The following is a 26742-nucleotide window of genomic DNA, read 5'->3' as shown; positions in this document are numbered from 1 at the left end:
ATTGATATGACAAACCAGGGACCCTGCTAAAATTTTAATCTAAAGCAGTTTTTGGCCTCTCACCCCGCCTATAGGCAGGTTGTCAGAGGCCTATAAGCCGAGGTCCCTATGATATCGAGGTGTGCAACCCTTTTACGCCGCCTTACCGCTGTGCTGGCAATCGCCAGTTTTATCCTTGCCGCCACACCGGGAACTGCCCAGGTACCAGAAAATCCTGTAAATCTCCGGGGCAGCGGCGCCAGTTTCCCCTACCCAATCTATGTGGAGTGGTTTCGGCAGTTCACCCATCGGGAAAACAATATATTTATTTTCTACGAGATGAGCAGTAGCGGTGACGGCATCAGGGACTTTCTCGGTCATACAGTTGATTTTGCCGCCTCAGATGCCGCTATTGAGATCGATGAGTTACGCAACCTGAAAGGCGGTGGCGTGGTACTGCCGGTTACTGCTGGGGAAGTCGTACTGGTGTTTAACCTTCCCGGGATCGACAAGCTAAAACTGTCCAGGGAAGCTTATGTGGGGATTTTCCTGGGAGAAATAACCCACTGGGATGACCCCAAGATCGCGGCTGCAAACCCCGATATCAAGTTGCCCAGAGATGAGATTACCGTTGTCACCCGCTCTGAAAGTTCGGGGACCTCATATATCTTTTCTGGACATATGAGTAGCGTGAGCCAGGATTTCCGCGAAAAAATTGGTTTGGACAGAACACCCAGTTGGCCAAAGTTGCCCAGATTTAAAAGAGCACCGGGCAATCAAGGCGTAGCCGCTAAAGTAAGAAAGAAAGTTGGGGCCATTGGCTATGTGGAGCACGGATTTGCTCAACTGGTAAACCTACCTGTGGCTTCACTGGAAAACCACGCAGGAAACTATATTGCCGCAGGCCCCAAGAGCGGAGCAGAGGCTCTTTCAGAGATTGAATTTCCAAAAGCATCACTACCAATTAGTGGAGCTCCCAACCTAATCGCCTGGATTTGGGACCCCAAAGGAGAAACAGCCTATCCCATTACCAGTTTTTCCTGGCTGTTGCTCTACGCAGACCAGGATGATCAAAAAGCACAGGCATTAAGGCAAATGCTGGTCTTTATGTTGAGTAACGCATCTCAAAGTCAAGCCGGGACCTTGGGTTTGGTCCCTCTTCCAGAAAACATAAGGCTCAAAGTGTTAAACGCTGTCACTTATGTGCGCTAACTCAGGTAGTTTCAGCGCACTCCACAATACGATTACGGCCAGCTCGTTTAGCCTGATATAACGCAGAGTCCGCCCGCCGCATTAACTCCAGGATGTCTTCCCGCCCTTGCAGGTGAGCTATGCCAATACTTGCGGTAAATTGAGCTTGGCCAACGGCACTTTTAATCACGATTTTAGCAATATCCCGGTGTATACGATTGGCAACCTTCATTGCTCCTTCGACATTGGTACTGAGTACCAGAGCGAATTCCTCCCCACCAATACGCCCGAAGATATCCACATCCCGTACGTGTTGGGAAATTACTCGGGCAGTCGCACAGAGTGCCTGATCGCCGATTAAGTGGCCATGGATATCATTAACAGATTTAAAATTGTCGATATCCAGCATTAATACACACAATGGCATTTGGTTATTAATTGCCACAGCCACCAGATTACTGGCCTCTTCGAAAAAGCAGCGGCGATTAAAAATACCTGTTAGCGGGTCTGTGCGCGCCTCCTCTTCAGCCTTGGCTTTAGCGTACTCCAATTCCTGTGTTCGAAGTTTTACCTGTTGCTCCAGCTCAGTTCTCGAGGCTTCCAGGTGTAGTAGATACCTTTTTTCTGCAGTCTCTTTTTGTTGCCGTAAACGTTTTACCAGTAATCCAATAGCTATCATTATTGCCAACATCTCAACAAAAGAGGCAACCGGGGGCCAATAATAGTTAATTGGATTGTGCACCACATAACCGAGATCCCTCATCGCCTGCACCAAAAGCCCCAACACCAAAACGCTCCAGGCTAAAGCAAAAACGGCCGCAGAAGTATCCCCCTGTCGCCAACGCACCAATGCGACGACAACAACGCCAGGGTAGAAAAATAGAGCAAGCATCATGGAAATGTGCGCCAGAGCTTCCCACTGCAATACAACGCAAATAACCAGGAATAACCCGTTGAGTAAAATTAATTTTAAAAAGTAATCCAATCTTGGGGTGTACTTTTCTGTTTCAAGAAAGTATCGGGCAAAAAGAATTCCGGTCAGAATCGCTACAGCACTACTAATCGATTGATAGCGCCAATCAAATTGTTCTTGGAGCAAATATTGATGGGTATATCCCAGCAAAGATCCCCACACCCAAATTTTCGTTACAGAATATAACGAGTATAGATACAGGATATTCTTACGCGCAGTAATAGCACCAATCAGCGCAAGAATGGCCATCAAAAAATAACCACCAAAAAGAAATGACGTTAAAATGACCTCAGCCTTACTCCTCTCTTCAAGTTGTTCAGGTCGCCAAATACGCATACTGGGAAAGGCAACACCTAAAACTCCAACATCAAATTTAACCATCATTTCCTTTGATGCGAAGGGGGGGATTTTAAGTGGGAACGCAAAACGATGATGCTTGATTTTTCGACTGGAAAAAGGCTGGTTCGCAGACAGACTTGCCAGCTCAGTGTAAGGCTGACTGCCGCCCTGAATCCTAGAAAAGGCCGTCAGCCCATCGAGCTGGTTATCCACATATTCAATTGAGACATAAACTGTTTCACTACTGGGGTTTTTTAATATGAAGTGAGACCAGAAGGCTCCGGATTTAAGTCCGGTAGATCCGGCAGTTCCCAGGGGAAGAAAAAGTTTATTTTTGTAAGATTTTTCAGCTTCAACAATGTTTCCAAACCCCGATGGATCATGCCAAATTGCATTTAGGCCACTCGGTTTACTTCCTCCCTCCAACGAGGTGACATCCACAACCGTATGGGGGTAGCTGGGCATAGAAAGAAGTATGACAAACATCAGCACTGCACAACAAACAAAACGGTAGTGCCATTTAGGGCCACCCTTTTGAGTCCACAGTTCAAATTCACCAATTGTTTTTTTCATTCTTACTATGTAGATGCGCAACAATTTCCGTCTTCATAAAGATCAAATCAGTCATAATGGATACTGACTTCCAAAGTAAATTGATGATGCTTGTTGTATTTCAGAGAAATAGCTTCCATACAAGAAAGTCATCAATTCATACTTACATAAAATAGCTATGTATGAATTCTACAAGTCCGCACCTGTACAAAAAACACACTAGCAAGGACTTTAAATTATCAGGTACAACTTTTTTCTACTCCCCCTATTTGGCAGTTTCACTCTTCATTTATCAAGCGCTTAAGTAATGTGTTTTATGCCTTTTAGCTTGAAATAAGGGTACACAGGCTGTTACGCCGTCTTACACCTTGGGACTAAGCCTTAAAATCAAGTATTAATTAGGAGAGACAAAGAATACAAAATCTTAAATGCGCCAAAGAGAAAATTCCTGTTAACGATTACATTTGACTACCCACATCAAATTTAAATATTGTCTCTAGAACGCTAAATTTAGAAATTGTTGCTGATCCGGGGATCTCATCGTTGTTTACCATTCAGTACATACGGAAAATATGCCACTCTTAGATATTAAGGAGCCTCTAAAGAACAGCTGAATACAATTGGGCTTATCTCACAACACAAGCATTGAACCCTCCCTTAGGCCAAACAATGAACCATTAGTCATTCGTGAGGCAGGTTTCTGATACAAGGAGCCCGGTGAAGTTCAGTGCAACTGGAGAGCTATCAAATAGCTAGCCTTACCAAACTAGACGCCACGATGTCGTCTACAATATCTAGGACCATCTCTTGATCTTCTTCCTGAGTAGAGCAGTTACTCCCCCTCTGGTATTTAGCGACAGGTTGCTTATCAGTCATGCTCCCAGGACCTAAATTGTTGCTCTACCACTTATGTCAAAGCCTCTTAAACCGTATTGGAGATACTTATGTTTAATAATGTTGGCTGGATTGTGGAGGCGAAAATAAAGAACGGACAGGAACAGGCCTTTAAGTCAATTGTTGATGAAATGGTAGAGATAACCTCGCAGCAAGAAGCGGGGACACTGAATTATCAGTACTATATTTCTGATAGTGGAGAAATTATTGTATACGAGCATTTCAAAGATGTAAGTGCCGCACATAAACATGTGGATACCTGGGAGAATTATTCAGAGCGCTGGCTCAAGACGGCAGAACCCACTCGCGTCATCTATTTAGGCGATCTTCCCAAAGATCTTCAGGCACGCCATGCAGGCCTACCCCCCCAGCAGTATCACACCTATGCAGGATTCGAACGCAGCCATTAATAAACTGAATATAAAAAATTATACTAATTCTTATGATGATAGTATTGTAATTAGGAGTGCGAATTTTAATTCTTTGCTTTCCAAACGGTTAGTTCTAGCAATAAATTATAAATACTATCCCTAAAAATTTAAGCCATGTCATAAAGCGCTTTTATCACTAATACCAAGCCACACAAAAACATTACCAATAGAGTGTATTTCCTAAATTTTTTAAAGCTGACCTGATTCAATCTCCTTTTAGCAAGGGTTACACCAATAATCCCCCCAAGCCCAGCCGCCACACCATAGATTGCCAACTCTAGGGATACCGCCGAGAATGTAATATAAGTTCCCAGCTTTACAAGCTGCATTAACAGCCCATTAAAGGCCTTAGTGGCTATCAGGGATTCTTTCTCGAGGCCATAATTCAGCAAGAAAGGGTTCTTAAGGGGACCCATTGCCCCAATAAGACCGGAAGCAAAAGCGGTCACCAATCCCAAAGGTAAAAAATAGGGAAGTGACATGGGAAAAGATCTTTCCCTATGGCCAAAGCGATACTGAAGTATCGTGGACATTAAAAAAAGCCCAACCACTATTTGTATCCACTCTGGGGACATCTGTGTATAGGAATATGCACCTAACAATGCCCCGACTAAGCTTCCCGGGGTAAGCCAGCGTACTACCCGCCAATCAATATAGGACCAGAAAACCAGTGCCCGGTATGGCGAAGCCAGGCACTTGGCAATGGTTACCGTTGGTGCAACCAGGTGTGGACCAACGATAAAGCTAATCACTGGAACAAGGAGCAGTGCCCCGCCCCCGGCCGCAAGCGTACTGATATACCAAATCAAGACGCCAAAAATCAGCAGCAATAGCTCTATCATTTTACCGCTTCAGAAGTCACCAAAATCACAGTGAATAAAGTAGAAATTCAGGCTTGGGCGCAATTCCAACACCTAACCGGTAATCCAATACTCTCTTCACTAGAAGAAATGCAGCCTTAGCTCAACCAGTACAAAACCAAATGCCAGTAGCTAAATTGAAAAGAACTGCTGAATCCCGACAAGTACATTGGTTGTTGCTACGGAGGCCAGGATCAGCCCCATAACTCGACTTACGATACTGGCCCCGGCATCACCAATAAATCGATATATCCAGTTGGCAGTTAGCAGCAGCAATATCACTATCGCCAACACCGCTACCATGGCAGATGCTGTACTCAGCTGATGAACCACATCAAATCGATGGTTATCTGTGAGTACCACAGCCGCGAGCATGGCTCCGGGTGAGGCAATGGAGGGCACCGCAAGAGGGAAAATCGCTGTCTCATGCCCCTCACGGATGATTTCTATCTCCTGCTCTGGCTTGCTCTCACCAAATATCATGGTTAAGGCAAACAGGAACAGGACGACGCCTCCAGCTACCTGAAATGCAGAAAGGGGCACGCCAATCGCCTCGAGGAAGAATTGCCCTGCGACCAAAAAGAACAACAAGATCCCGGTTGCGACGAGTACTGCCAGCCAGGCTATCCTGCGCTTTTGCCACTCTGCATGTCGTGAAGTGACTGCGATAAACACTGGCAGAGTACCCACCGGGTCAATCACAGCAAAGAAAAAGACAAAGCTACTGATCCAATCGTTCAATTGGGACTCCGACGTGCCGTGCTACTATCCGCTTAATTAGAGCCCCAGGCAGTATGGGCAGGACCGGAGCGAGGTGTGCTTAGGGGGTCCAACGCCGTTATCTACGGTAACTGCTGGCGCAAGCGTAACTTGTAACTTAGAAAAAAAGTCTAGTGCATGACGAATCACTCACCGACCGCCCGACGCATCGCTAAAACCATCCTCAATGGTTTTGACGCCTATTTCGCAGACTATCAGAACATCACTTTGGGCGCCAAGGCCCGTTTTGAAACCGCCTCCTGGCAAGCGGCACATGAGGCCAATAAAGCCCGGATCGATCTGTACAAAACCAAGGTCACCCAAGTGGTGGAGCTGGTCCATTCGGTAACCAGCAAGGACACCAGCCAGCTGGAGCTCTGGCGTGATGCCCGCGCCACTTATGCACAGCTGATTGCCAATCACAGCAATTATGAGATCGCCGAGACCTTTTTTAACTCGGTGTTTTGCAGCCAGTTTCACCACACCAACATTCACGACAGCAATATCTTCGTCAAGCCGTCCCGAGCACCGGAAGACAAGCCGCTACGGGATTACAGTATCTATATCAGTTACAGCGGCCGCCACGGCCTCGAGTGTATGATCGAAGATATTCTCAAGGATTTCAGCTTCTCCACGCCCTGGGAGAATATGGAGCGCGACATTGCCCATATCTGCGAATCCCTGCGCAGCGCCCCCCTGGCCAATGTGGACAGCGAGAAACACTTGCGGGTGGATATGCTGGAGTCGGTTTTCTACCGTAACAAAGCGGCCTACCTGGTGGGGCGCATTATCCTGAACGGCGAAGTTATCCCCATGATCCTGCCCTGCCTAAACAACGGACGCGGCGGTATTTTTGTGGACACCCTTATCTACAATAACGACTCCGCCAGTATCATTTTCAGCTTTACCCGTTCCTACTTTATGGTGGATGCGCCAATCCCCTCCCGCTTTGTGCGCTTCCTGTCCACCATTATGCCGCTCAAGGAGAAGTCTGAGCTTTACAACTCTATCGGCTTCCACAAACACGGTAAGACCGAGTTCTACCGCCATATCCTCGCCCATATGAAGGTCAGTAACGACAAGTTTGTTATTGCACCCGGCATTAAAGGGATGGTGATGAGTGTATTCACATTGCCCTCCTACCCGGTGGTATTTAAAGTCATTAAAGATGAGTTCGACCAGCCGAAAACTGTCACCGAGAAGATCGTAAAAGAAAAGTACAAGTTCGTATCCCGCTCTGACCGGGTCGGCCGTATGGCTGACACCCAGGAGTATTCTTACTTTATTTTCTACCGCAATCGCTTCAGTGAAGAGCTGATTAAAGAACTGCAGGAAGTAGCACCATCAAAACTGATCATTGATGAGAAGCGGGTCATCATCAAACACCTGTATGTAGAGCGGCGTATGGAACCGCTTAACCTCTACCTGCAACACGCCAATGAAGAGCAAACCAAGGAGGCCATGGAAGAGTATGGCAATGCCATCAAACAGCTGGCAGCCGCAAATATCTTCCCAGGCGACATGTTGCTGAAAAACTTTGGGGTTACCCGTCACGGGCGGGTAGTCTTCTACGATTACGATGAGCTCTGCCCATTGACGGAATGTAACTTCCGCAAGATTCCCGAAGCTCACACCTCTGAGCAGGAGCTGGCCGACAAGCCTTGGTATACCGTCGCAGAAGCCGACGTCTTCCCGGAAGAATTCCGCCTGTTCTTCTCTGGCAATCCCACCGCGCGCGCTGCATTCGAAAAGCAGCACGGCGATTTATACAACTATCGCTTCTGGAAACTCTTACAAGATCGTATTCGCGCCGGACATGTGGAGAGTGCTTTCCCCTATCGACGCAAGTGGCGTTTCCCGCGCCGTTCCCATAACCGTGCACAACAAAAGTAGACGACCAATCTATGACTATATTGGTAGGAGGACTTTTCCAAGGGAGCGGATAATCCGTGCATATTTTTCGCTGGGCTCTAGTTGCCGCAACTGTTTCCCTGCTGACGACCAGCGGTTGCGGCTATTTCCCCAGCGAGATGTCCATCCCCGGTAAGCTTCCGCCGGCAAAGCGCCCACCACCTTACGCACGAATCACAGGAAAACCCCACGTAGTTAGCTGCGCAACCCCCGCCCGGGGGTTTCCAACCCTATCCTTTGATGAAGTGTTTACTTTTACCGAAAATCCGCGACAACCGTTCGTAGAGTCATACGGCCTACCCCAACAGTTCGACGTGATTGCCTATGTCTGGGGCGCGGAAAGGTGTACGCCAGCAGCCTTCTGTAACTATGGAGATTATTACCAGCTGCTGGGACGCGGACCTAGAGGCGACTTTGCAACCTGGATCTCAACACCGCAATATCCCCGTATTACGATTCAATCCCCCTGCGGCCAGCGGCTGAAGGTGGGCCAGGGATATCGTTTTTCATTTAGTGATGGACAACTGGTGGGATTTAGCCCCAACTGAAAAAAAGAGTTGCCACTAGCGTAAATAGACCTTAGTTGAGACACCCGGTTAGGCCTCTTGGGCACCGTACAATTTCCCTTCTGCCTTTTTTAGTACCTCTGAGAATGCTTCTTTAAATAGCGGTAAATAGCGTCCTGGGCCCGACAACCTCTACTCCCTTCATTAGCCAATCTGGTATTGGTTTGACCGGCATCAATTAAGCGGGCCTTCTGATTATCATGCCACTGTAATTCCATGACCTTCTTAATGGTTCGGAGGTGTCGAGAATTGGTCACCGGGTAAGTGACTTCGATCCGTTGATCCAGACAGCGGTTTTTCAGGTTTGCAGAGGACATCCACATCAGTTCATCGCCACCATTATGAAACACATAAATCCTTGCATGCTCCAGAAACTTATCCACCAAACTGATCACCTTAATATTGTCGGATAATCCAGGAGTGTCGCATACCAAAGAGCACTCACCGCGAACGAGTAATCGAATCTCTACTCCCGCAGCGCTCGCCCGATAAAGGTGGGCAATCAGCTTGCTGTCTATCAGGCTGTTGCACTTAAAGAATATGCCAGCTTTACGCCCAGCAAGGGCAGCCTCTATTTCCCGGTTTATGGCCTGCTCAAACGAACTTCTCAATGAGAAAGGAGAAACGATAATATGCTTGAAAACCTGTTTTGTATTGGGGAATCGCATAAATTCAAACAAGTTATAGATGTCGCGCCCCACTCCCTGATCATTAGTCAATACACTGAAATCACAGTAGACACGAGCAGTACTCTCGTTAAAATTCCCTGTTCCCAACTGGGTATAAAAGCGATTCTTTCCCTGCTCACGGCGAACTACAGAAATTAACTTCGCATGAACCTCCATTTCTGGAACACCGTAAACAACCAACACTCCTGCTTCTATTAATTTACGGGACCAATAAATATTGGCTTTTTCATCAAAACTCGCCCGCAATTCAACAACCGCAATTACTTTTTTATTATTTCTAGCCGCATTAATTAACGCCGCGATTACCCTTGAGTTTTTCGCCATTCGATACAAAGTAATACGTATCTCTTTTACCTGCGGGTCAATAGAGGCCGAAGCAAGGAAATTTGTTATTGCCCAAAAATCATGATACGGATAACAGAACAATCCATCATCGTCTTGCAATTGGTCAAAAATATTTTCACTGGTGGATAAAGCCAAGAGCGGTGCCGGCCTTCTATACCGACAACTTTTGGAGTCCGGGGCAAAGCCCATAAGATCTTTGGAGTTGTGATAACGCCCACCAGGGGTATAACTATCCCTGGACCCCATCTTCAGCTTTTTCTTAATCAGCTCCAACAGTGTATTAGGCATTTCCATGTCGTAAGCAAGACGTACCGGCTCTGCACGCTTACGCTGTTTGAGCGACCGTTCAACACGTTCAAGAATATCCCGGTTGACATACTCCCCCAGCTCAATATCTGCATCCCGACTTATCTTGAACATATATGCCTTGGCAGAAAGAATAGGCAGAACATTGCGGAAGACTTCTTCCAGGCACACTCGAATAATATTATCCAGAACGATGTAAACTTTCTCTTTCCTGCCTTGGCGCGATGGGATTTCCAGGAACCGGGGAAGAATAGCAGTGGGAATCTCCATAACTGCATATCTGCTTGGCTCCCCTTTTAAATTCAAAGTAATAGCGAAATAGATATTGTTGTCACTCAGCAGTGGCATTGCTGATCTGCCATCGATAAAAAAAGGCTCTAACTCCGGTAAAACCAGGCTATGGAAATAATTTTTTACAAATCCCAACTGATGGCTATTTAAGCTATCCTCACGAACAAGATAAATACTATGTTTTTTTAATCCCGATAACACTTTGACATAAGCTTCGGCATAGCGCTTTTCAAGTATCAAAATACGATCATTAATAGTTTTCAATAGCTGGGAAAAGTGCTCCCTCTGCCCCACACCAGAATCAATACTCGCCAACCTCCGCACACCAGCCACCTTAATGCGGAAAAACTCATCCATATTCTGGGAGAAAATTCCGAGAAAGTGTACCCGTTCGATAGCCGGGACTGTTTCATCCTCCGCTTCCTGTAGTACTCGCTCATTAAAAGATAGCCAGCTTAATTCGCTGGGAAATAGAGGAATATCATTCAGCATAGATAGAGCACTTCACCAACGCTTCTACTATTGATCACCAAAATACAGATACCAGCCTCCCCAAATCCGCCCTACTGGTACAGAGCTTAAAATCTGGCTAACTATAAAATAATAGAACAAGGTGACAGCGTATTTTTGGATTCACTCCTTGTGATATCGGCTATAAAACCAACAGTAGAGCTTCTATCTTGGTAGCGGGATCAATAAATAAAGGAAAGATGCACTCTATCATGAGTGATAGCCTAAATTGGGTAGAATAATGATGTTAGCAGTGCAAATGGTATTTGTGACCCCACAGACAAACTGAAGGGTCACCTTTTTATCTAGGGAAGGTCTACAGCCCATTACTGACGATCTATACTACTCCGCCTCGCGCTGCTTTAAAAAGCGATAGATGGCATCCTGAGATCGACAACCTTTTCGTCCCTCATTAGCTAACTTGGAATTTGTTTGCCTGGCATCAATTAGCCGTGCCTTCTGATTATCACTCCACTGCAATTCCATAATTTTGCGAACTGTAGCCTGGTGCTCCGGATTCATAAGCGGGAAAGTGACTTCAACTCGCTGATCCAGGTTTCGTTTCATCAGGTCCGCCGAAGACAACCACATCAGCTCATCACCACCATTGTGAAAAATATAGACTCTGGCATGCTCCAGGTACTTATCTACCAAACTGATAATACGAATATTGTCTGATACGCCCGGAGTCTCACAAACCAATGCACACATCCCACGAACGATAATACGAATTTTTACACCTGCGGCACTGGCACGATACAGCTGCTCAATAATCTGGCTATCCACAAGGTTATTGCACTTGAAAAATAGCGCCGCTTCCTTCCCTGCCTGGGCGGCATCAATTTCACGATCTATCGCTGCAGTAATCGCATCCCGATAGAAAAATGGTGAAGTGATAATACGTTTAAAAGAAGGGCGCTTACGCGGTGCCTGCATAAACTCAAATACATTGTACACGTCCCGACCCAGCTCCTGGTTATTGGTCAATAAGCTAAAATCGCAATAGACCTTCGCTGTATTCTCATTAAAGTTACCGGTGCCAAGATGGCTGTAGAAACGATCTTTGCCATCCTCGCGGCGAAGCACAGAAATTAACTTGCAATGTACTTTTAGGTTGGGCATGCCATACACCACATTCACCCCGGCATCGCTCAACTCATGGGACCAATGGATATTGGCCTTTTCATCAAAGCGTGCCCGCAACTCCACCACCGCAGTCACTTTTTTGTTATTGCGAACCGCATTAACCAGAGCCGCAACTACACGGGAGTTCTTTGCTACCCGGTAGAGATTAATCCGAATTTCTTTAACTTGAGGGTCTAGTGCGGCAGATGCCAGGAAATTGACAATCGCATGGAAGTCATAATAGGGATAATAATAAAGCCGATCCCCTGCGCACAGCTGTGAAAATACACTTTCATTTTTCGGTAAGGCTGGCAGTGGTGTGAGGCGCTTATAGCGAAGTCGGGCAGATTCTCCCGGGAATTTCATCAGATCTTTGGAGTTGTGATAACGCCCACCGGGGGTATAGGTATCATAACGCCCCATTTTCAGTTTCTTCTTCACCAACTCCAGTAAAGTCTCAGGCATATCACCATCGTATGCCATACGCACCGGATCTGCGCGCTTTCTTTTTTTCAATGAGCGCTCCATTCGATCGAGAATATTCTGGGTTACCTCTTCACTTAACTCCAACTCAGCATCGCGACTGATCTTAAAGGTATAGGCGCTGGCTTTAGCGATAGGCACCACATGGCGAAATATTTCTTTAAGGCATCCTCGGATAATATTATCGAGAACGATGTAGACTTTCTCCCGCTTCCCCTCCCGTGGAGGAATCTCCACAAAGCGGGGAAGTGTATCCGTAGGAATCTCCATTGCCACATAGCGCTCGGTACCATCATCCAATTCAAGTGCTATCGCAAAATAGATACTGGTTTCATTAATCAAAGGCATGGGCTTGCGCCCGTCGATAAAGAATGGCTCCAACTCTGGCAGCACTTCCCGATGAAAGTAACTTTCTACAAACTGGCGCTGGTTATCGCTAAGCGAAGTCTCCCTAACCACATGGATATCATGCTTTGCCAGATCCTTTAAAGCTTTGTTATAGGCCTTCGCATAGCGCAACTGTAACCTCAACACTCGATTATTAATCGATTGCAATAGATTACTGTAGTATTCCTTCTTTTCTCCGCCAACAGAAAAGGCAGCTAAACGACGTACCGCTGCAACATGCACACGGAAAAACTCATCCAGGTTATTAGAGAAGATTCCCAAAAAATGTACGCGCTCAATTACAGGCACACTTTCATCTTCCACCTCCTGTAAAACACGCTCGTTAAATGAAAGCCAGCTCAACTCTTTGGGAAATAGAGGCACATCGTTAGACATTGCAAAACCATAAAACGCACCCAGTATCTGACGGCAGTTTAAAAATCCAGATTATTCTGGAAGCAGCCTTAACACGGGGCTGAGGGTCAAGATTAAGTAAAGAAATATGCCACTGAAATGTGGCTGTGAGCAAGCGCCTATAGCAATCTAACGATCTAGTATGGCTTCACAGTTTTCTGCCAAACTGTTTCAGTCCATAAATTGGCACAAATAAATAAAAAATATCTTTTATTTATAAAAGATATTTAATAATTTTGTAACACTTTTATAGTTGGCGCCTTTTTGGTGCGCTGTAAATTGACTGCACCCACTATTGGACTGAAAAGTGGCAAAATGAATAATAGAGCGTCCGACTCCATACATTAGCGCTTTCAACGGGATATTGATGCAAGCTCCAAACGAACGCTATGCCGCCCTAGATTTGGGCTCAAACAGTTTCCATCTGCTCCTAGCGGAATTTCGCGATCAGCGCATGGTACGCCTGCACACAGACAGAGCCATGGTGCGCCTGGCCGAGGGGCTGGATATTAACCACCACTTGGACCCGGCGGTAACCGAACGGGCCCTGACCGTTCTGCAACGCTTTCAACCAGTGATGGATAAACTGCCCCTCGACCATGTGCGTGTTGTGGGTACAAATACACTGCGTATGGCTGCGGCCAATGCCGATGGCTTTTTGGAAGAAGTGGAATCAATACTCGGTGTGCCGGTGGAAATTATCAGCGGCATCGAGGAGGCCCGCCTGATCTTTACTGGGGTTCTCGCCGCCGCCAATGGCCCTCCTCGCTTGCGCTGCATTATTGATATTGGCGGTGGCTCTACGGAGCTGGTTCGCGGTGGTGATACTCCACAGCAACTGGAAAGCCTGGATATAGGCTGTGTTTCCTACAGTAAACGTTTCTTCGCCGATGGCCTGATCAGCCGCAACACTGTAAACCACTTCCAGCGCGCGCGGCGAGCGGCGCGGGCCGAATTGCAGGAGCTACTGCATATTGCCGAAGGCGCAGAAGTTACCGGTTGCTCCGGGACTATCAAAGCGGTTGCCAGGATTTGCAATGATGGTGAAGTAAAGGCGATCAAGCGCGGGGATATCGATCAGCTTGCGCACCGGGTTTCCTCCGCCAAACATATCGCGGACCTGGATTTACCCTACCTGGATGAAGAGCGTCGCCCGGTATTCGCTGCCGGCCTGGCGATACTGCATGCAATATTCTGCGAACTCGACATTATGCGTATGGAAGTCTCCCCCTATGCAATCCGCGAGGGCATAGTGCACGACTTGGCCGGGCGCTTGCACGGCGGGGATCGACGTGCAGATACGATTGCCGCCATGGTAGAGCGCTGGCAGGTAGATACCAACCAGGCTAAACGTGTCAGTTCCACCTCACTCAAGCTCCTGCAGCAGTTGCGCCCCCAGTACCCACCAGAAGGCAAGGTGCGACTGCACTGGGCTATCCAGTTGCACGAAACCGGCCTGGCCCTAACTCACAGCAGCTTCCGCAAGCTGGGGGCCTATATGATTAAACACGCCGATATGGCCGGATTTGCCAAAAGTGAACAGGAGCACCTGGCCTATCTGGTGCACAACCAACGGGGAAGAATCAAACCGCCACGGGAGCACTATGGCTTCCACCCCAGCCCAGACCTTCTGTTATGCCTGCGCCTCGGATGTATTATTCACCGGGACCGCACCGAACGCAGCCTGGACGGCTTAAAGCTATATGACCAGGGAGACGCCTATCACCTGGAAGCCGATCAACATTGGCTGGAGGATAGCCCGGCAATTGCAGAATTGTTGGAGCAGGAAGAGCAACACTGGCGCTCGCAAAATCGGCCCCTACAGATAACGGCGATATAAGAGCCAGGGGCCCTTGTGAGCCACTCTGGACACTGGCGTTTTACTCGAATATTCACCCTACAATCAAAAGCTATGAAACTGAGCGAAGTCACTCTCAAACACCACTATGCGGATATGGGGGAAGCCTTTGGCACCCCCATAGCACCCACTCCTTTTCGCCACCCCAAGGTAATCGACACCAACCCTTCAGTGCTGCAACTATTGGGAATAGATCCCAATGAGAAATCTGACCCCGCCTGGGCCGAGCTGGGCTGCGGCGCCCGCCTGTTTAAGGGAAGCCGCCCATTTGCGATGAAATACACCGGTCACCAGTTCGGGGTCTACAACCCTGACCTGGGGGATGGGCGAGCACTGCTGTTGGGTGAAATCGAGAGTGAAGGCCGGCGCTGGGAACTGCATTTAAAGGGTGCAGGACAAACGCCCTACTCCCGCTTTGGTGATGGCCGCGCAGTATTGCGCTCCACCATACGGGAGTACCTCGCCAGTGAGGCACTCTACGGCCTCGGTATTCCCAGCACCCGGGCACTGTGCATTGTCGGAAGCGACGAACCTGTCACCCGTGAGAAAATCGAAACCGGGGCCATGCTGATCCGAGTGGCAGAGAGCCACGTGCGTTTCGGTCACTTTGAATACCTGTTTTACACCAAACAACTGGAGGCCCTGCAGGAGTTGATCGGGGTTATTTGCCGACGCTTTATACCGGGTACAGAGGGTATGGCAGTGGGCGACCAAGCTGAAGCATTGCTGCGCTTTACCACCCGCCGCAGTGCAGAGCTAGTTGCAGCCTGGCAGTCCGTAGGCTTTGCCCACGGCGTGCTCAACACCGACAACATGTCGATTATTGGCGACACCTTTGACTACGGACCCTACGCCTTCCTGGACGACTACGACCCCACTTTTATCTGCAATCACTCCGACCACACCGGCCGCTACGCCTTTGAGCAACAGCCCGGTGTCGTGCTGTGGAACCTGAATGCTCTCGCCCATGCACTGTCGGCCTTTGTCGGTGTAGACGCTCTGCGCGAATGCCTGGAGCAATTCCAGCCGGTGGTAAGCGAAGCCTATGCGCAACGTATGCGAGCCAAACTGGGGCTGGAAAAAGAAGAAGATGGCGACCAGGCCCTCTGCTCGGAACTGCTGAAGTTGCTTCAACACGGCCAAGCCGACTACAGCCTGTTTTTCCGAGCCCTGGCCCACTACCGGGGGGAGCGTCCGGCCAGCGCTTTGCACGAGTTACTCAAACCCACTCACCACAGCGCCCTGGATCAATGGCTGGAGCACTACGATCGCCGCCTCACCCGGGAGGCAAATAACTCCCGGGAGCGCAATCTAGCCATGCTGTCAGTCAACCCGAAATACATTCTGCGCAACTATTTGGCACAGAAGGTCATCGAGGCTGCTGAAGATGGCGACTATCATCCTTTGCGGACTCTGCGCCAGTTACTGCAATCCCCTTTCGCCGAGCACCCGGAGCGGGAAGTCTGGGCCAGTGCACCGCCAGAATCCGGCAAGCGTATCCCCTTGAGCTGTTCCTCTTAAAGGTGCCTTTGGGTAACACACAAAGGTCCCGAAATTGGGACAAATAGAGAGAAAAGGCAGGGATATGTGGCCAAATGCTACTTTTTGACTGTTAGATTTTACCTGATGACGACTAGCCCACTGCCCTCGCAGGTGACTTGATGTAATATCCGGGTCACCCTACTTTACATAGGAAAATAAGTGATGATTAGAAACCTGCTTCTGGCCACCTTTGGCCTGCTGTTCGCCCTGCAGGCCAGTGCTGCAGATATCCTGGGCAACTGGCGCACTATCGATGACGAGACCGGAGAGACAAAGTCCATCGTCAACATCTATGAAAAGGATGGGAAGTATTACGGCAAGGTAGTGGATCTTCTGATGAAGCCTAACGACACCGTTTGCGACAAGTGCCCAGGCGACCTGAAAGGTAAGCCCATTGTCGGCATGGATGTCATCAGCGGGCTGGAAAAGAAAGGGAAAAAATACGAGGACGGGGAAATTCTCGACCCGGTAAAAGGCAAGGTTTACGACCTTAAAGTCTGGCTGGAGGATGACAACACCCTTAAGCTGCGCGGCTACCTGGGCTTCCTCTACCGCACCCAAACTTGGCACCGAGTTCAATAAGCAACTAGTGCAGCTCTCGGGCCCGAGTTCTATCGGGCCCAGAACCCTCTCTCTCAACCCCAGTTAAAGCACCACCCTGCCGCTTTCACCGCTCGTTGCACGGGCCGACACCACTTTTTCATCTTCACTAGTATCAATTCGTACCTTGGCGCTCATACCTGCGCGCAGAGGCGGAGAGTCCTTGAGAGGGTATAGACGCAGGCGCACTGGCACCCGCTGCACCACTTTCTCCCACTTGCCACTGGCATTCTGCGGCGGTGTGGAAGCAAACTCACTGCCACTGGCGGGACTCATACTGTCCACCTGAGCCTGCCACTCAAAATCCGGGTAGGCATCCAGGGTCACTTCCGCCTGCTGGCCCGTGCGCACGCGACCCAGCTCGGTCTCTTTCAGGTTGGCCTCCACCCAAAGGCCAGTGGAACCAATCATTTGCAGCAGGTTAATGCCCAAGGTGGCCATCTCCCCCACCTTAGGTACGGTATTGGCGATAGTGCCATCCACTGGAGCAATAATGCGCGTGCGCGATAATTGGTAGCGGGCGGTATCCAGTTGCGCCTGAGCCACTTTTAAATCTGCCTGCTCTTCCAGGGCAATACTGGGATCACCTCCCAGTTCAGCGCGCAAGCTGGAGAGCTTCTCAGCATTAATGGTGATCTGGGCGCGGGCGCGCTCCAGCTGCTGACGGGCGCTGTCCAGCTCCGCCTCGGAAAACGCCACCTTGCTCAGTTTTTCATTGCGCTCCAACTGGCGGCGATAGAAGTCCGCATCTTTGCGAGCCTGCTGCAGCGCTGCATCTGCTTCAGCATATTCCGAACGACGAGCGAGCAATTCGTTGCGCACCTGAGCCAGGCGCGCCTCCGCCTCTGTCACCGCCAGTTCGAAGGCCGTGCGGTCGATCTGAATCAATAATTGCCCTTTCTCCACTACCTGGTTGGCACTCACCAGCACCTGGGTGACAACACCACTAACTTCGGGCGCCAGGGAGATCTTGTCCGCTTTCACGTAAGCGTTCTCTGTCTCGACAATATCGCTGCCGCGCAACAGGTTCCATCCCCCTATCAGGACGGCCAGTACCAGGAAAAAGGAGAGTGCGAACTCTCTTTGTCCGGCGCGGTCTAGCTTAATGGACAGCTTTTCAGTCACATTCAATCTCTTCACGTGTCAAATTCTTGCGCAACCGCAATAGCAGCGACTGCAATTGATCCACCTCTGCGGCGGAAAAGCCCACAAGTGCCTCACTGCGGGTCTGCTGGGCTACACCGCCCAGTAACTCAAGGGCCGGCATTGCCTGCTCCGTCAGATAAATACGGAAACAGCGCCGGTCCTCGGGATCGGGCCTCCGCTCCACCAGTCCCTCCTGCTGGAGGTTATCCAGCTGGCGCGCCAGACTGATCGGTGCTAGGTCCAGGCGCTCGGCCAACTCTGCCTGCTTGAGGCCCTCCTCGCGCAGTAGATGCCAAAGCACCTGCCAGCGGGATCCACTCAGCCCGTGGTCCTTGGCTCTGCGGTCGAAGTTTCGCCGCAGCAGCCGTGCTGCACTGTGTAGTTCAAAACTGATTTCAGTAACGGCATCTTCCCTGGACATATCTGCTCTCCCTGTCTAAGGCCGCTCATTATAAGCCTGCTTATTATTTCATCAATGTGTGAGTTATCAATATCCCAAAACCCCATTAAAAAAGGCGGTCACTAGGACCGCCCTTTCGACCTGCATCCGGGATGGATCTATTTCTCCAGAACCTCAATCTTATCGACCTTCTGGAAGCCCCGGGGCAGCTTGTTGCCGCGCCGGCCACGCTCGCCGCGATAGTGATCCATCTCCGAGATCTTGATCTTGGTATGGCGCTTACCGGCGTGAACGACCAGTTGATCCCTGCCCTTCAATACAGCAACACCGATGACCACCTCTTCGCGGGCCGCAGCTCGGGCCGAAGTGATATTGATAATCTTGTTACCCTTGCCTTTGGACAATTCCGGCAATTCAGTCACCGGGAACACCAACATGCGCCCCTCGGTGGTCACCGCTGCCAGCAGAACATCATCGAGGCTCTCCAGCAATTGAGGGGAAAGCACCTGGGCTCCCTTGGGCAGGGTCAGCATGGCTTTACCTGCCTTATTGCGCGACTGCAAATCAGAGAGCTTGGCGATAAAGCCATAGCCCGCATCGGAAGCCAGTAACACTCGCTGCTCATCAGGGCCCATCAACAAGCCCTCAAAGGTGGCACCGGAGGGGGGGTTGATACGCCCGCTGAGGGGTTCGCCCTGCCCCCGTGCCGAAGGCAAAGTATGGGAGGCAATGGAGTAACTGCGACCAGTGCTATCGAGTAATAACGCGGGCTGGTTACTCTTGCCCCGCGCGGCAAAACCGAGACTGTCCCCCGCCTTATAACTGAGCGCTGCCGCATCAATTTCATGGCCCTTGGCCGCGCGAATCCAACCTTTCTCAGAAACGATAACGGTGATGGGATCTGAAGACAGCAGCTCAGATTCACTAAACGCCTTGGCCTCTTCACGAGCCACAATCGGGGAACGGCGGTCGTCGCCAAACTCTTTGGCTGCGGCCAGAAGCTCTTTCTTGATCAAGGTCTTGAGGCGACGCTCGCTATTCAGGGTCTTGGTGAGGGTATCGCGCTCTTTTTCCAGCTCCGCCTGCTCACCGCGAATCTTCATTTCTTCCAGGCGTGCCAACTGGCGCAGCTTGGTATCGAGAATGTAGTCCGCTTGGATATCCGTGAGCTCAAAGCGATCCATCAGCTCCTGCTTGGGCTCGTCACAGGTACGGATAATTTCGATCACTTCATCAATATTGAGGAAGGCAACCAGCAAACCTGCCAACAGGTGCAGGCGCTTCTCAACTTTATCCAGACGGAACTGCAGACGACGGCGGGTGGTAGTGGCGCGGAAAGTCAGCCACTCCCGCAGGATTTTATCGAGGGACTTCACCTGCGGGCGCCCGTCGATACCGATCATATTCATATTGACGCGGTAGTTGCGCTCAAGATCGGTAGTGGCAAACAGGTGATTCATCACCGATTCCATATCCACCCGATTGGATTTCGGCACAATTACCAGGCGAGTGGGGTTTTCGTGATCCGACTCATCGCGCAGGTCGCCCACCATGGGCAGCTTCTTCGCCTGCATCTGCTGGGCAATCTGCTCCAACACCTTGGCACCGCTCACCTGATGAGGCAGCGCAGTAATGACAATATCGCCGTCTTCCTTACTCCACAGGGCGCGCATCTTGATAGAACCGCGACCGGAGGTGTAAATCTTACGGATATCATCCCGCGGCGTAATAATCTCTGCCTCAGTGGGCATATCCGGGCCGAGAATATGCTCACACAGCTCTTCTACTGTGGCCTTGGGATTCTCCAGCAGCTCTACAGTCGCGTTGACCACTTCGCGCAAGTTATGCGGGGGAATATCCGTAGCCATACCCACGGCAATACCGGTGGTACCGTTCAATAGAATATTGGGCACCCGCGCAGGCAGTACGCAGGGCTCATCCATGGTGCCGTCAAAGTTGGGCTGCCAGTCCACAGTGCCCTGCCCCAACTCCGACAGCAGCACTTCCGAATATTTCCCCATGCGCGACTCGGTGTAACGCATCGCGGCAAAGGACTTGGGATCATCCGGCGAGCCCCAGTTGCCCTGGCCATCAATCAGGGGGTAGCGATAACTAAACGGTTGCGCCATCAGTACCATCGCCTCGTACACCGCGCTATCGCCGTGCGGGTGGTACTTACCGATCACATCACCAACGGTGCGCGCGGACTTCTTATACTTGGCAGTATTCTTCAGGCCCAGCTCACTCATGGCGTACACGATACGCCGCTGTACAGGCTTAAGGCCGTCACCGATATTCGGCAGGGCGCGGTCCAGGATCACATACATGGAGTAATCCAGGTACGCCTTTTCGGTGTACTCCTTTAACGGCAGGCGCTCTGTGGCCTCATAAACAGAGGTGTCGGTCATACAGCTCTCGTTATTCGATTCGGAAGGAGCGGATTATGGCGGACTGGAGCGGGAGGTTCAAAGGGAAGCTGAAAAAGGAAGGGGAGAAGCTCATTGTAAGTTCAATACAATCTCTAAAGCTTACCCAAAAAGTCCGGTGGGTATCGAACCAGCCTAATGCATTCTTAAGGGAATAAGACTCCCAGGTAAAATTTGGAGAAGCACACATACTAAGTGTGCCTCTCGCAGAGCCAACTTTATTTCTGGCTGCACTCGCCAGCTTTTGCAAGCTTTAATTTTGTAATATCAGCTTTACCTTCTTCAGACTCAACAAGTTTCAAGTCTGCACCACCAACGAACACTCCCATTTTAATGTATTGTTCGATAAAGTAATTTTCACCTGCTTTTACATCAACCAACAGGTCATTCGGGGAGAACTCCGACTCGGTTGAGACCTTATATTCTTTATCCCCAATAACCTCCTGGTAGAAAAAGACGTTGGGTGCAGATTGACCAACACATTCATCATTAACCCAGATATCTTTCTTCAGAGTAGTACCGGGACCAGAAGCTCTATAGATGTAGAGACCAGCATTCCCCTCAGTAGGTGAATTGAACTCTTTAGCTTTATTCGATAACTCATCACTCTCCATAGGAACCGACGCACAACCCGCAAAAAGAGATGTAGCTATAGAAAGCACCGCTAATTTTTTGTACATGTTTTATCCCCAATATAATTTAACACCTGCTAACGGCTGTTTTTTGTACAGCTTCTGCGTTAACAGACGCGCATCATATCAGCTTGACTACCAACTAGAACCTTTAATCAAATTGATCAGGGAGATAAAACTCGACTCTTCAGCCATATCCACAAAGCTTGAGTATTCCACCGACTTTAAGGTGAAGGAAATTGAAATAGATAGACACGATTATACCTGAGCTAAAGCTGGAATCACTGAGCATTGGCCCACTTAAAAGAGTACAACTAAAAGTACTGGCAGGAAAAATCAATTGCCCTCAGGTCCCTATAGTTCGGGTAAAAGCCGTCTACTCAGAGCCATTACAGACATTGAACCCCATGACATTGATAACATTTGATGACGAAAGCCAGAAGGAAATGGCAAATCACAAGTGGCGGCAGCAAGTTATATTGGTACCACTGCAAAATGCCTGGTGGGACGAAACAATAGGCGAAAACTTTAATCAACCAATGGGGCATACATTAAACACTTTAAGATTTCCCGAGAATACGACAGACCGGCAGATAAGCCGGCTATCCTTCATAGAGAAACAACGCTTGACACTTATTCTCGAGCTTTCCTACACCGCACAAGCTTTTTTACAGGATGGGCTCAGTGTCAATGTGGAGACAGATACTACTAGTAAAATAGAAGCATGACTTATGGATGAAATCAGCAATCACCAATACCCCGCCACCTGGACGACCCATAAGAAAAGGCAGATCCAACGAGTGTAGAGCAGGCATTTTGAAATTAATGGGAGTAGCTTATTAAGTAACAATTAGTGTGATCATCTTTGATGGTGGCAATTATCGTTGGCTGCGACGTTGGTAGTCGTCCTGGCAATTTGCTCCAATATCACACGATCACAGCGCAGCAAGCCACTGATTGTCGCGGCAGTACGCACAGCGGTTCAATTGCCTCTTGTCGAGGTCATACTGGAAGTCCTTATCGCTATTGGTACCTTGTATAAGGCTCCACCATTTGGGCTGAAAATAAATTAGTGAATAGATCATCTCATACTGCAACGATACAACCGTATGCCTCTTTATGTAACTTGCCCTCTACTGGGAACCTATTTCTTTCCGAGTTGTGATGTCTATTTGTTGCTACTCACCAGCAGTCACTTTCTGTGCCTATCCTTGTCAGCATCCGCGCAAACCAGTACTACATCTCATTTCTTACCTGATCGACAAGGGGTGTCTTTCCAACAGCTTTTCTACTACTTTCTGTAAGTGCCAATTTTCTTAGGTTGTAAATTTGATACCGTTCTCACTCAACTATAATTATCTCATTAGTGCCTTCCTCATGATCAGGATAAGAACCAACTCTATCAGCTGACCCACCCTTTACCGACTGCACTTATTAAAAATCAAGCCCTTTAAAATAATAGCTTCCGGCATACAGATTAAAATATCGATACGACTAAAGTTTTCTCTTCCACTGATTCTTAGATAAAATTACAAACAATAACCACAACAATACCTACAAAATTTATATCACCAGATTTTCATTGTCACCTTCCTTAACAGAGTCTACAATTTTTACAGGTTATAGATTTAATCCATAACCCCAGAGTATCAAGACATTCCCCAACCCAAGAAAGATCAAAAATTCATATACAAAGAATAAGAAATTAAAAGATAAAACTTACTTTACACAAATGATCATTTGCTGATAATTTCTATTAAACACTAATCTCCACGAAGCTCATGTCGACTCTGGTGCTAAAAAATATTTTTGTAGGTTGTCTTCAAAATATAAATTTAACCATGGCATCTGGCCAAATTATTTGCTTATCTGGTCCATCTGGCTCAGGGAAAAGCCGCTTACTCAGAGCCATAGCTGACCTTGAACCCTACACAGGCGACATATGCTTTAAGAATAAATCCCAGAGTACGTATCCAGCACACCAGTGGAGAAAGCATGTGATGTTGGTTCCCGCGCAGACTGCCTGGTGGGAAGAAACTGTCGGCGATCACTTCGCAACACCCATGAATGATGCACTTAAACTTCTCGGCTTTCCTGAGGACGCGGTAAAGTGGCAAGTCAATCGACTCTCTTCGGGAGAAAAGCAGCGCCTGGCTCTTATTCGCGCAATATCCTACAAACCCCAAGCGCTTCTTCTAGATGAGCCTACGGCCAACCTAGATGCCAGATCTGCGCAGGAGGTAGAGCAATGGCTGACAGGGCTCATTGAGGAGCACAAGCTGCCTACGATTTGGGTAGCTCATAGCCAGGAGCAGATTCGAAGGGTAGCTCACCGCCACTTGGCCATTGTTGATAATCAACTGGAAGAACAGGAGATCCATTGATGAGTGTAATCGACCTATCCTGGTGGCAATTGTCTTTGGCAGCGGGGCTGGTATTGGCTCTAGCCGTATGCACTCATGTAGCGCGACTACAACTAAGTAGATCGTTAATTGTTGCTGCTCTACGCACGGCTATTCAGCTCACCCTGGTAGGACTGGTACTGGAAACCCTTTTTGCAGTTGGCACCCTACTTTGGGTGGGACTTCTGGCTTTGGCAATGCTGCTATTTGCCGGGCAGCAAGTGGCAGCCCGACAAAAGTATCGCCTGCTCGGCGGCTGGAGCTTTGCCGTAGGCACCTTATCAATGCTGGTGTCCGCTTTCAGTATCACCATATTGAGTTTGGCCGTACTGATTGGCCCTACCCCCTGGTACCAACCACAGTATTCCATTCCACTTTTAGGTATGTTGCTGGGTAATACAATGACTGGTGTTGCCCTAAGCCTGGACCGCCTAACAGAAAGTATGCACCGCTCCAGGGATATTATTGAGAATCGCTTGATGCTGGGGCATACCTGGCAACAAGCCAGCTTGGAGTTTCGGCGGGATGCGATGCGTGCAGGATTGATGCCGACAATTAATTCCATGGCTGCCGCTGGGATAGTATTTTTACCGGGAATGATGACAGGGCAGATTCTCTCAGGCACCTCCCCTACAATTGCCGTCAAATATCAAATCCTGATTCTTTTTGCGATTGCATCAGGCACTGGTTTCGGCACTTTTCTCGCTGTTGCCCTGGCCTCAAGACAGCTCTTTGATAAGCGGGAGCGCCTGCGCACTGATCGCCTGATTAAAAATGCCTAAAGTCTGTGGAGAGATGATTCGATCGAAGGAAGGAGAGCGCCGGACACCTGAGAACCAGCGCTCTATTAACCTTTAACGGCCAAAGAATAAGATAGCCCCGGCGATAATCAGACCTACCAGCAAGGCCCATACACCCCGCAGCATCAGCGATCGGGCATATTCCGCCTCTTTGTAACGCAATGCATAGGGAATGCCGGTAATCGGCCCGAGGACGATCGTTACAATCCCCCAAACCCAGCGCTTGTTACCCAAGGCCGTCAACGCAGCCATCAGGCCACCAAACCAGCATAAAGTTACGCCAATTACAATTACCACCAACGCCAGGATGGACCACCATTGGTTGGCCAGGAAAATTTCTACAATTTGGGTTTCAGTCATGGAATTTAGCCAGTCCGTATTACCTTCCGATTACATCTTAATGCTCTCGGCACCTTAAAAGATTAGGTGCTTCCAGAACGAGACATCCGGATACCAATGCAAAGATGCTAAAAGAGCCGCCGCAGTGAGCGAAACCCATGCAGATGACCCTTTTGGTACCCTTCTAAGCTGAAATCACCATTGAGGGAAGCAGCGATACAGCCCTAGGACGCTATAGTAACCCTAAAGTGAATCCCGGGCGCATATTCCGTCTTGACTAAAAGATACCCATAGAGATAGCGAGCACTCACTATCATGAGTACTCAGTAACTATCTCCAGCCCCGTGATGTTCTGGGTATCGTTGGCAAATTCGTAGTAATCCGGCTTTTCATCGATAAAGATTTGATGGGTCATTGTTGTCTCGGCCGGAAGATCAAAGATCCCCGCAGGTACTGAGTACTGGGAAGTTTCCTTTAAGCGATAAAAGAGGTGCGAACCGCACTTTGAACAAAAACCCCGTTCAGCCCAAATTGATGAATCAAATACACTGACATGTTCCTCACCGGTAATCTCAACACTGGTTTGACAATCCACTGCCAACAGAGGACCACCGCCCCATTTTTTGCACATACCGCAGTGGCAAACCCCCAGATTTGAAGAGGGCAAAGATGCGCTAATTGTCACTGAACCACAGAGGCAACTTCCGTGCACTTGAGTCATATTGTTTTACCTTGCTATTACTTATATCAGGAAACGAATAGAATCAAATATTTGTGAAACCTTTCACAAATAAAACTACAAACTAACTTTTATCAATATTCCTTGCAGCGTCGCTGAAACCAGCTGACCCGCTTCTCATAATTAACCGGGCAATTTTCCTGGCAAGCTTCACCTAGCTCATTTAAAGATTTAGCCTCGGGATAGTAAGCCACAGTTTTCCCGTTGATTACATGAGAATACCCAGTATCCACAGAAGAAATTAGAAAGTGATTATCTTTACTCCCAATAAGGACCTTATCTCGGGCAAGCGCATAAACATCATACTGCCATATACCCCAAGCATTCCAACCATTCATAATCAAACAAGTGGACATGGTTTTTAGGGGTTGCCGCTCTACCTTCGCCTGCTCTGCGGAAAGAAGAGGGGCGAATAAAAAAACAAACATAATTAGTATTTTTTTCATATGCAGCCCTAATGAGTATTCAGAACTTAAAAACACACACAATATTAGGAGAAAAATTTTTGATATATTGAATGTCAGGCTCACTATGCCGGAATTCTACGACCGCATCAAGGAAGCAACTTGCAAGCCATAATTCAAATTAATTTGAAAATTACGTTAATCTAAAGGCAGACCTGGAAACTACTTAACCCCACAACAACCTGTAAAAAGGTCCCAACTCTCACCCTACAAATAACAAACCTTAAAAAAGTCGAAAAACTGAGGCATATTTAAACACAGTGAATCGTTTCACAAAAAGAAGGCAAACAATCTTATATGTACTAATTACAGCAAAATAAATAATTAACGCTGCCCTCAATAACGACCTTGACACCCTAACAAACCTATAGCGGTACGAAGCTACCACA

At 48.6% G+C, this 26742-nt stretch carries 22 protein-coding genes and 1 pseudogene; 11 read left to right on the top strand and 12 right to left on the bottom strand.

Annotation, left to right across the window (positions count from 1 at the left end; genetic code table 11):
* The first annotated feature begins 108 nt into the window (after positions 1 to 108).
* Positions 109 to 1191, top strand: coding sequence for a phosphate ABC transporter substrate-binding protein PstS (gene pstS / locus ACYX4J_RS01750; RefSeq protein WP_476177734.1), 1083 nt, complete (start codon positions 109 to 111; stop codon positions 1189 to 1191).
* Position 1192: 1 nt separating this feature from the next.
* On the opposite strand, the gene ACYX4J_RS01745 is transcribed toward pstS, so the two are convergent.
* Positions 1193 to 3055 (bottom strand): sensor domain-containing diguanylate cyclase, encoded by a 1863-nt coding sequence (locus ACYX4J_RS01745; RefSeq protein ID WP_476177733.1) that lies wholly within the window; start codon positions 3053 to 3055, stop codon positions 1193 to 1195.
* A 923-nt stretch (positions 3056 to 3978) separates the two neighbouring features.
* Here ACYX4J_RS01745 and ACYX4J_RS01740 point away from each other — a divergent pair.
* The gene (locus ACYX4J_RS01740) at positions 3979 to 4338 is read left to right on the top strand and encodes a putative quinol monooxygenase (protein ID WP_476177732.1); all 360 of its coding nucleotides are present in this window, start codon (positions 3979 to 3981) and stop codon (positions 4336 to 4338) included.
* A 128-nt stretch (positions 4339 to 4466) separates the two neighbouring features.
* Here the strand turns inward: ACYX4J_RS01740 and ACYX4J_RS01735 are convergent, their stop codons facing one another.
* Both ACYX4J_RS01735 and ACYX4J_RS01730 read right to left on the bottom strand, forming a co-directional pair.
* Positions 4467 to 5201 carry a sulfite exporter TauE/SafE family protein gene (locus ACYX4J_RS01735; protein ID WP_476177731.1) on the bottom strand — a complete coding sequence of 245 codons (735 nt, stop codon included), beginning with the start codon at positions 5199 to 5201 and terminating at the stop codon, positions 4467 to 4469.
* 150 nt (positions 5202 to 5351) lie between these two features.
* On the bottom strand, positions 5352 to 5960 hold the full coding sequence (locus ACYX4J_RS01730; RefSeq protein WP_413663436.1) for a MarC family protein: 609 nt from the start codon (positions 5958 to 5960) through the stop codon (positions 5352 to 5354).
* A gap of 156 nt (positions 5961 to 6116) precedes the next feature.
* Here ACYX4J_RS01730 and aceK point away from each other — a divergent pair, with 156 nt between their 5' ends.
* Positions 6117 to 7871, top strand: a complete 1755-nt coding sequence (aceK, locus tag ACYX4J_RS01725; RefSeq protein ID WP_476177730.1) for a bifunctional isocitrate dehydrogenase kinase/phosphatase — start codon at positions 6117 to 6119, stop codon at positions 7869 to 7871.
* A 56-nt stretch (positions 7872 to 7927) separates the two neighbouring features.
* Complete coding sequence (locus ACYX4J_RS01720; RefSeq protein WP_444907179.1) at positions 7928 to 8437, top strand: hypothetical protein; 510 nt, start codon at positions 7928 to 7930, stop codon at positions 8435 to 8437.
* 89 nt (positions 8438 to 8526) lie between these two features.
* Here the strand turns inward: ACYX4J_RS01720 and ppk1 (ACYX4J_RS01715) are convergent, their stop codons facing one another.
* Both ppk1 (ACYX4J_RS01715) and ppk1 (ACYX4J_RS01710) read right to left on the bottom strand, forming a co-directional pair.
* A complete protein-coding gene (gene ppk1 / locus ACYX4J_RS01715) occupies positions 8527 to 10578 on the bottom strand; it encodes a polyphosphate kinase 1 (protein ID WP_476177729.1) in 2052 nt (683 codons plus the stop codon).
* A gap of 360 nt (positions 10579 to 10938) precedes the next feature.
* Positions 10939 to 12987, bottom strand: coding sequence for a polyphosphate kinase 1 (gene ppk1, locus ACYX4J_RS01710; protein ID WP_476177728.1), 2049 nt, complete (start codon positions 12985 to 12987; stop codon positions 10939 to 10941).
* Positions 12988 to 13372: 385 nt separating this feature from the next.
* Between ppk1 (ACYX4J_RS01710) and ACYX4J_RS01705 the strand changes: the two genes are divergently transcribed.
* The 3 genes from ACYX4J_RS01705 (at position 13373) to ACYX4J_RS01695 (ending at position 16987) form a co-directional block, all read left to right on the top strand.
* Positions 13373 to 14845: a Ppx/GppA phosphatase family protein gene (locus ACYX4J_RS01705; RefSeq protein WP_476177727.1), complete on the top strand. Its 1473-nt coding sequence runs from the start codon at positions 13373 to 13375 to the stop codon at positions 14843 to 14845.
* 72 nt (positions 14846 to 14917) lie between these two features.
* The gene (locus ACYX4J_RS01700) at positions 14918 to 16384 is read left to right on the top strand and encodes a protein adenylyltransferase SelO (protein WP_444918285.1); all 1467 of its coding nucleotides are present in this window, start codon (positions 14918 to 14920) and stop codon (positions 16382 to 16384) included.
* 183 nt (positions 16385 to 16567) lie between these two features.
* The gene (locus ACYX4J_RS01695) at positions 16568 to 16987 is read left to right on the top strand and encodes a DUF2147 domain-containing protein (protein WP_108734638.1); all 420 of its coding nucleotides are present in this window, start codon (positions 16568 to 16570) and stop codon (positions 16985 to 16987) included.
* Positions 16988 to 17050: 63 nt separating this feature from the next.
* Here the strand turns inward: ACYX4J_RS01695 and ACYX4J_RS01690 are convergent, their stop codons facing one another.
* From ACYX4J_RS01690 to ACYX4J_RS01675, 4 genes are all read right to left on the bottom strand, one after another.
* A complete protein-coding gene (locus tag ACYX4J_RS01690) occupies positions 17051 to 18130 on the bottom strand; it encodes an HlyD family secretion protein (RefSeq protein WP_444907175.1) in 1080 nt (359 codons plus the stop codon).
* A complete protein-coding gene (locus ACYX4J_RS01685; RefSeq protein ID WP_444907174.1) occupies positions 18123 to 18572 on the bottom strand; it encodes a MarR family winged helix-turn-helix transcriptional regulator in 450 nt (149 codons plus the stop codon). The genes ACYX4J_RS01690 and ACYX4J_RS01685 overlap by 8 nt, the downstream gene beginning before the upstream one ends.
* Before the next feature lie 137 nt (positions 18573 to 18709).
* The gene (parC, locus tag ACYX4J_RS01680; protein WP_476177726.1) at positions 18710 to 20959 is read right to left on the bottom strand and encodes a DNA topoisomerase IV subunit A; all 2250 of its coding nucleotides are present in this window, start codon (positions 20957 to 20959) and stop codon (positions 18710 to 18712) included.
* Between the two features lie 236 nt (positions 20960 to 21195).
* On the bottom strand, positions 21196 to 21657 hold the full coding sequence (locus ACYX4J_RS01675; protein ID WP_444926010.1) for a DUF2846 domain-containing protein: 462 nt from the start codon (positions 21655 to 21657) through the stop codon (positions 21196 to 21198).
* Positions 21658 to 22016: 359 nt separating this feature from the next.
* Here ACYX4J_RS01675 and ACYX4J_RS01670 point away from each other — a divergent pair, with 359 nt between their 5' ends.
* The 4 genes and pseudogenes from ACYX4J_RS01670 (at position 22017) to ACYX4J_RS01655 (ending at position 24793) form a co-directional block, all read left to right on the top strand.
* A complete protein-coding gene (locus ACYX4J_RS01670; protein ID WP_445362576.1) occupies positions 22017 to 22337 on the top strand; it encodes a hypothetical protein in 321 nt (106 codons plus the stop codon).
* Positions 22338 to 22490: 153 nt separating this feature from the next.
* Positions 22491 to 22682 (top strand): annotated as a pseudogene (locus ACYX4J_RS01665) (ABC transporter permease); the annotation flags it as partial.
* A gap of 708 nt (positions 22683 to 23390) precedes the next feature.
* A complete protein-coding gene (locus tag ACYX4J_RS01660; RefSeq protein WP_475709326.1) occupies positions 23391 to 23993 on the top strand; it encodes an ABC transporter ATP-binding protein in 603 nt (200 codons plus the stop codon).
* Positions 23993 to 24793 carry an ABC transporter permease gene (locus ACYX4J_RS01655; RefSeq protein WP_444911598.1) on the top strand — a complete coding sequence of 267 codons (801 nt, stop codon included), beginning with the start codon at positions 23993 to 23995 and terminating at the stop codon, positions 24791 to 24793. Before ACYX4J_RS01660 ends, ACYX4J_RS01655 begins: the two co-directional genes overlap by 1 nt.
* 72 nt (positions 24794 to 24865) lie before the next feature.
* On the opposite strand, the gene ACYX4J_RS01650 is transcribed toward ACYX4J_RS01655, so the two are convergent.
* From ACYX4J_RS01650 to ACYX4J_RS01640, 3 genes are all read right to left on the bottom strand, one after another.
* Entirely contained in the window at positions 24866 to 25171 is a 306-nt protein-coding gene (locus tag ACYX4J_RS01650) for a hypothetical protein (RefSeq protein ID WP_282931129.1), read from the bottom strand.
* 292 nt (positions 25172 to 25463) lie between these two features.
* Positions 25464 to 25871 carry a GFA family protein gene (locus tag ACYX4J_RS01645; protein WP_282931128.1) on the bottom strand — a complete coding sequence of 136 codons (408 nt, stop codon included), beginning with the start codon at positions 25869 to 25871 and terminating at the stop codon, positions 25464 to 25466.
* Between the two features lie 92 nt (positions 25872 to 25963).
* The gene (locus ACYX4J_RS01640; protein WP_475709325.1) at positions 25964 to 26335 is read right to left on the bottom strand and encodes a hypothetical protein; all 372 of its coding nucleotides are present in this window, start codon (positions 26333 to 26335) and stop codon (positions 25964 to 25966) included.
* Positions 26336 to 26742: the final 407 nt, after the last annotated feature.

This window comes from Microbulbifer sp. ABM4_008 (assembly GCF_056311705.1).
The sequence above is the reverse complement of the archived record's forward strand: the minus strand, read 5'-3'. Positions and strand labels throughout refer to the sequence as shown.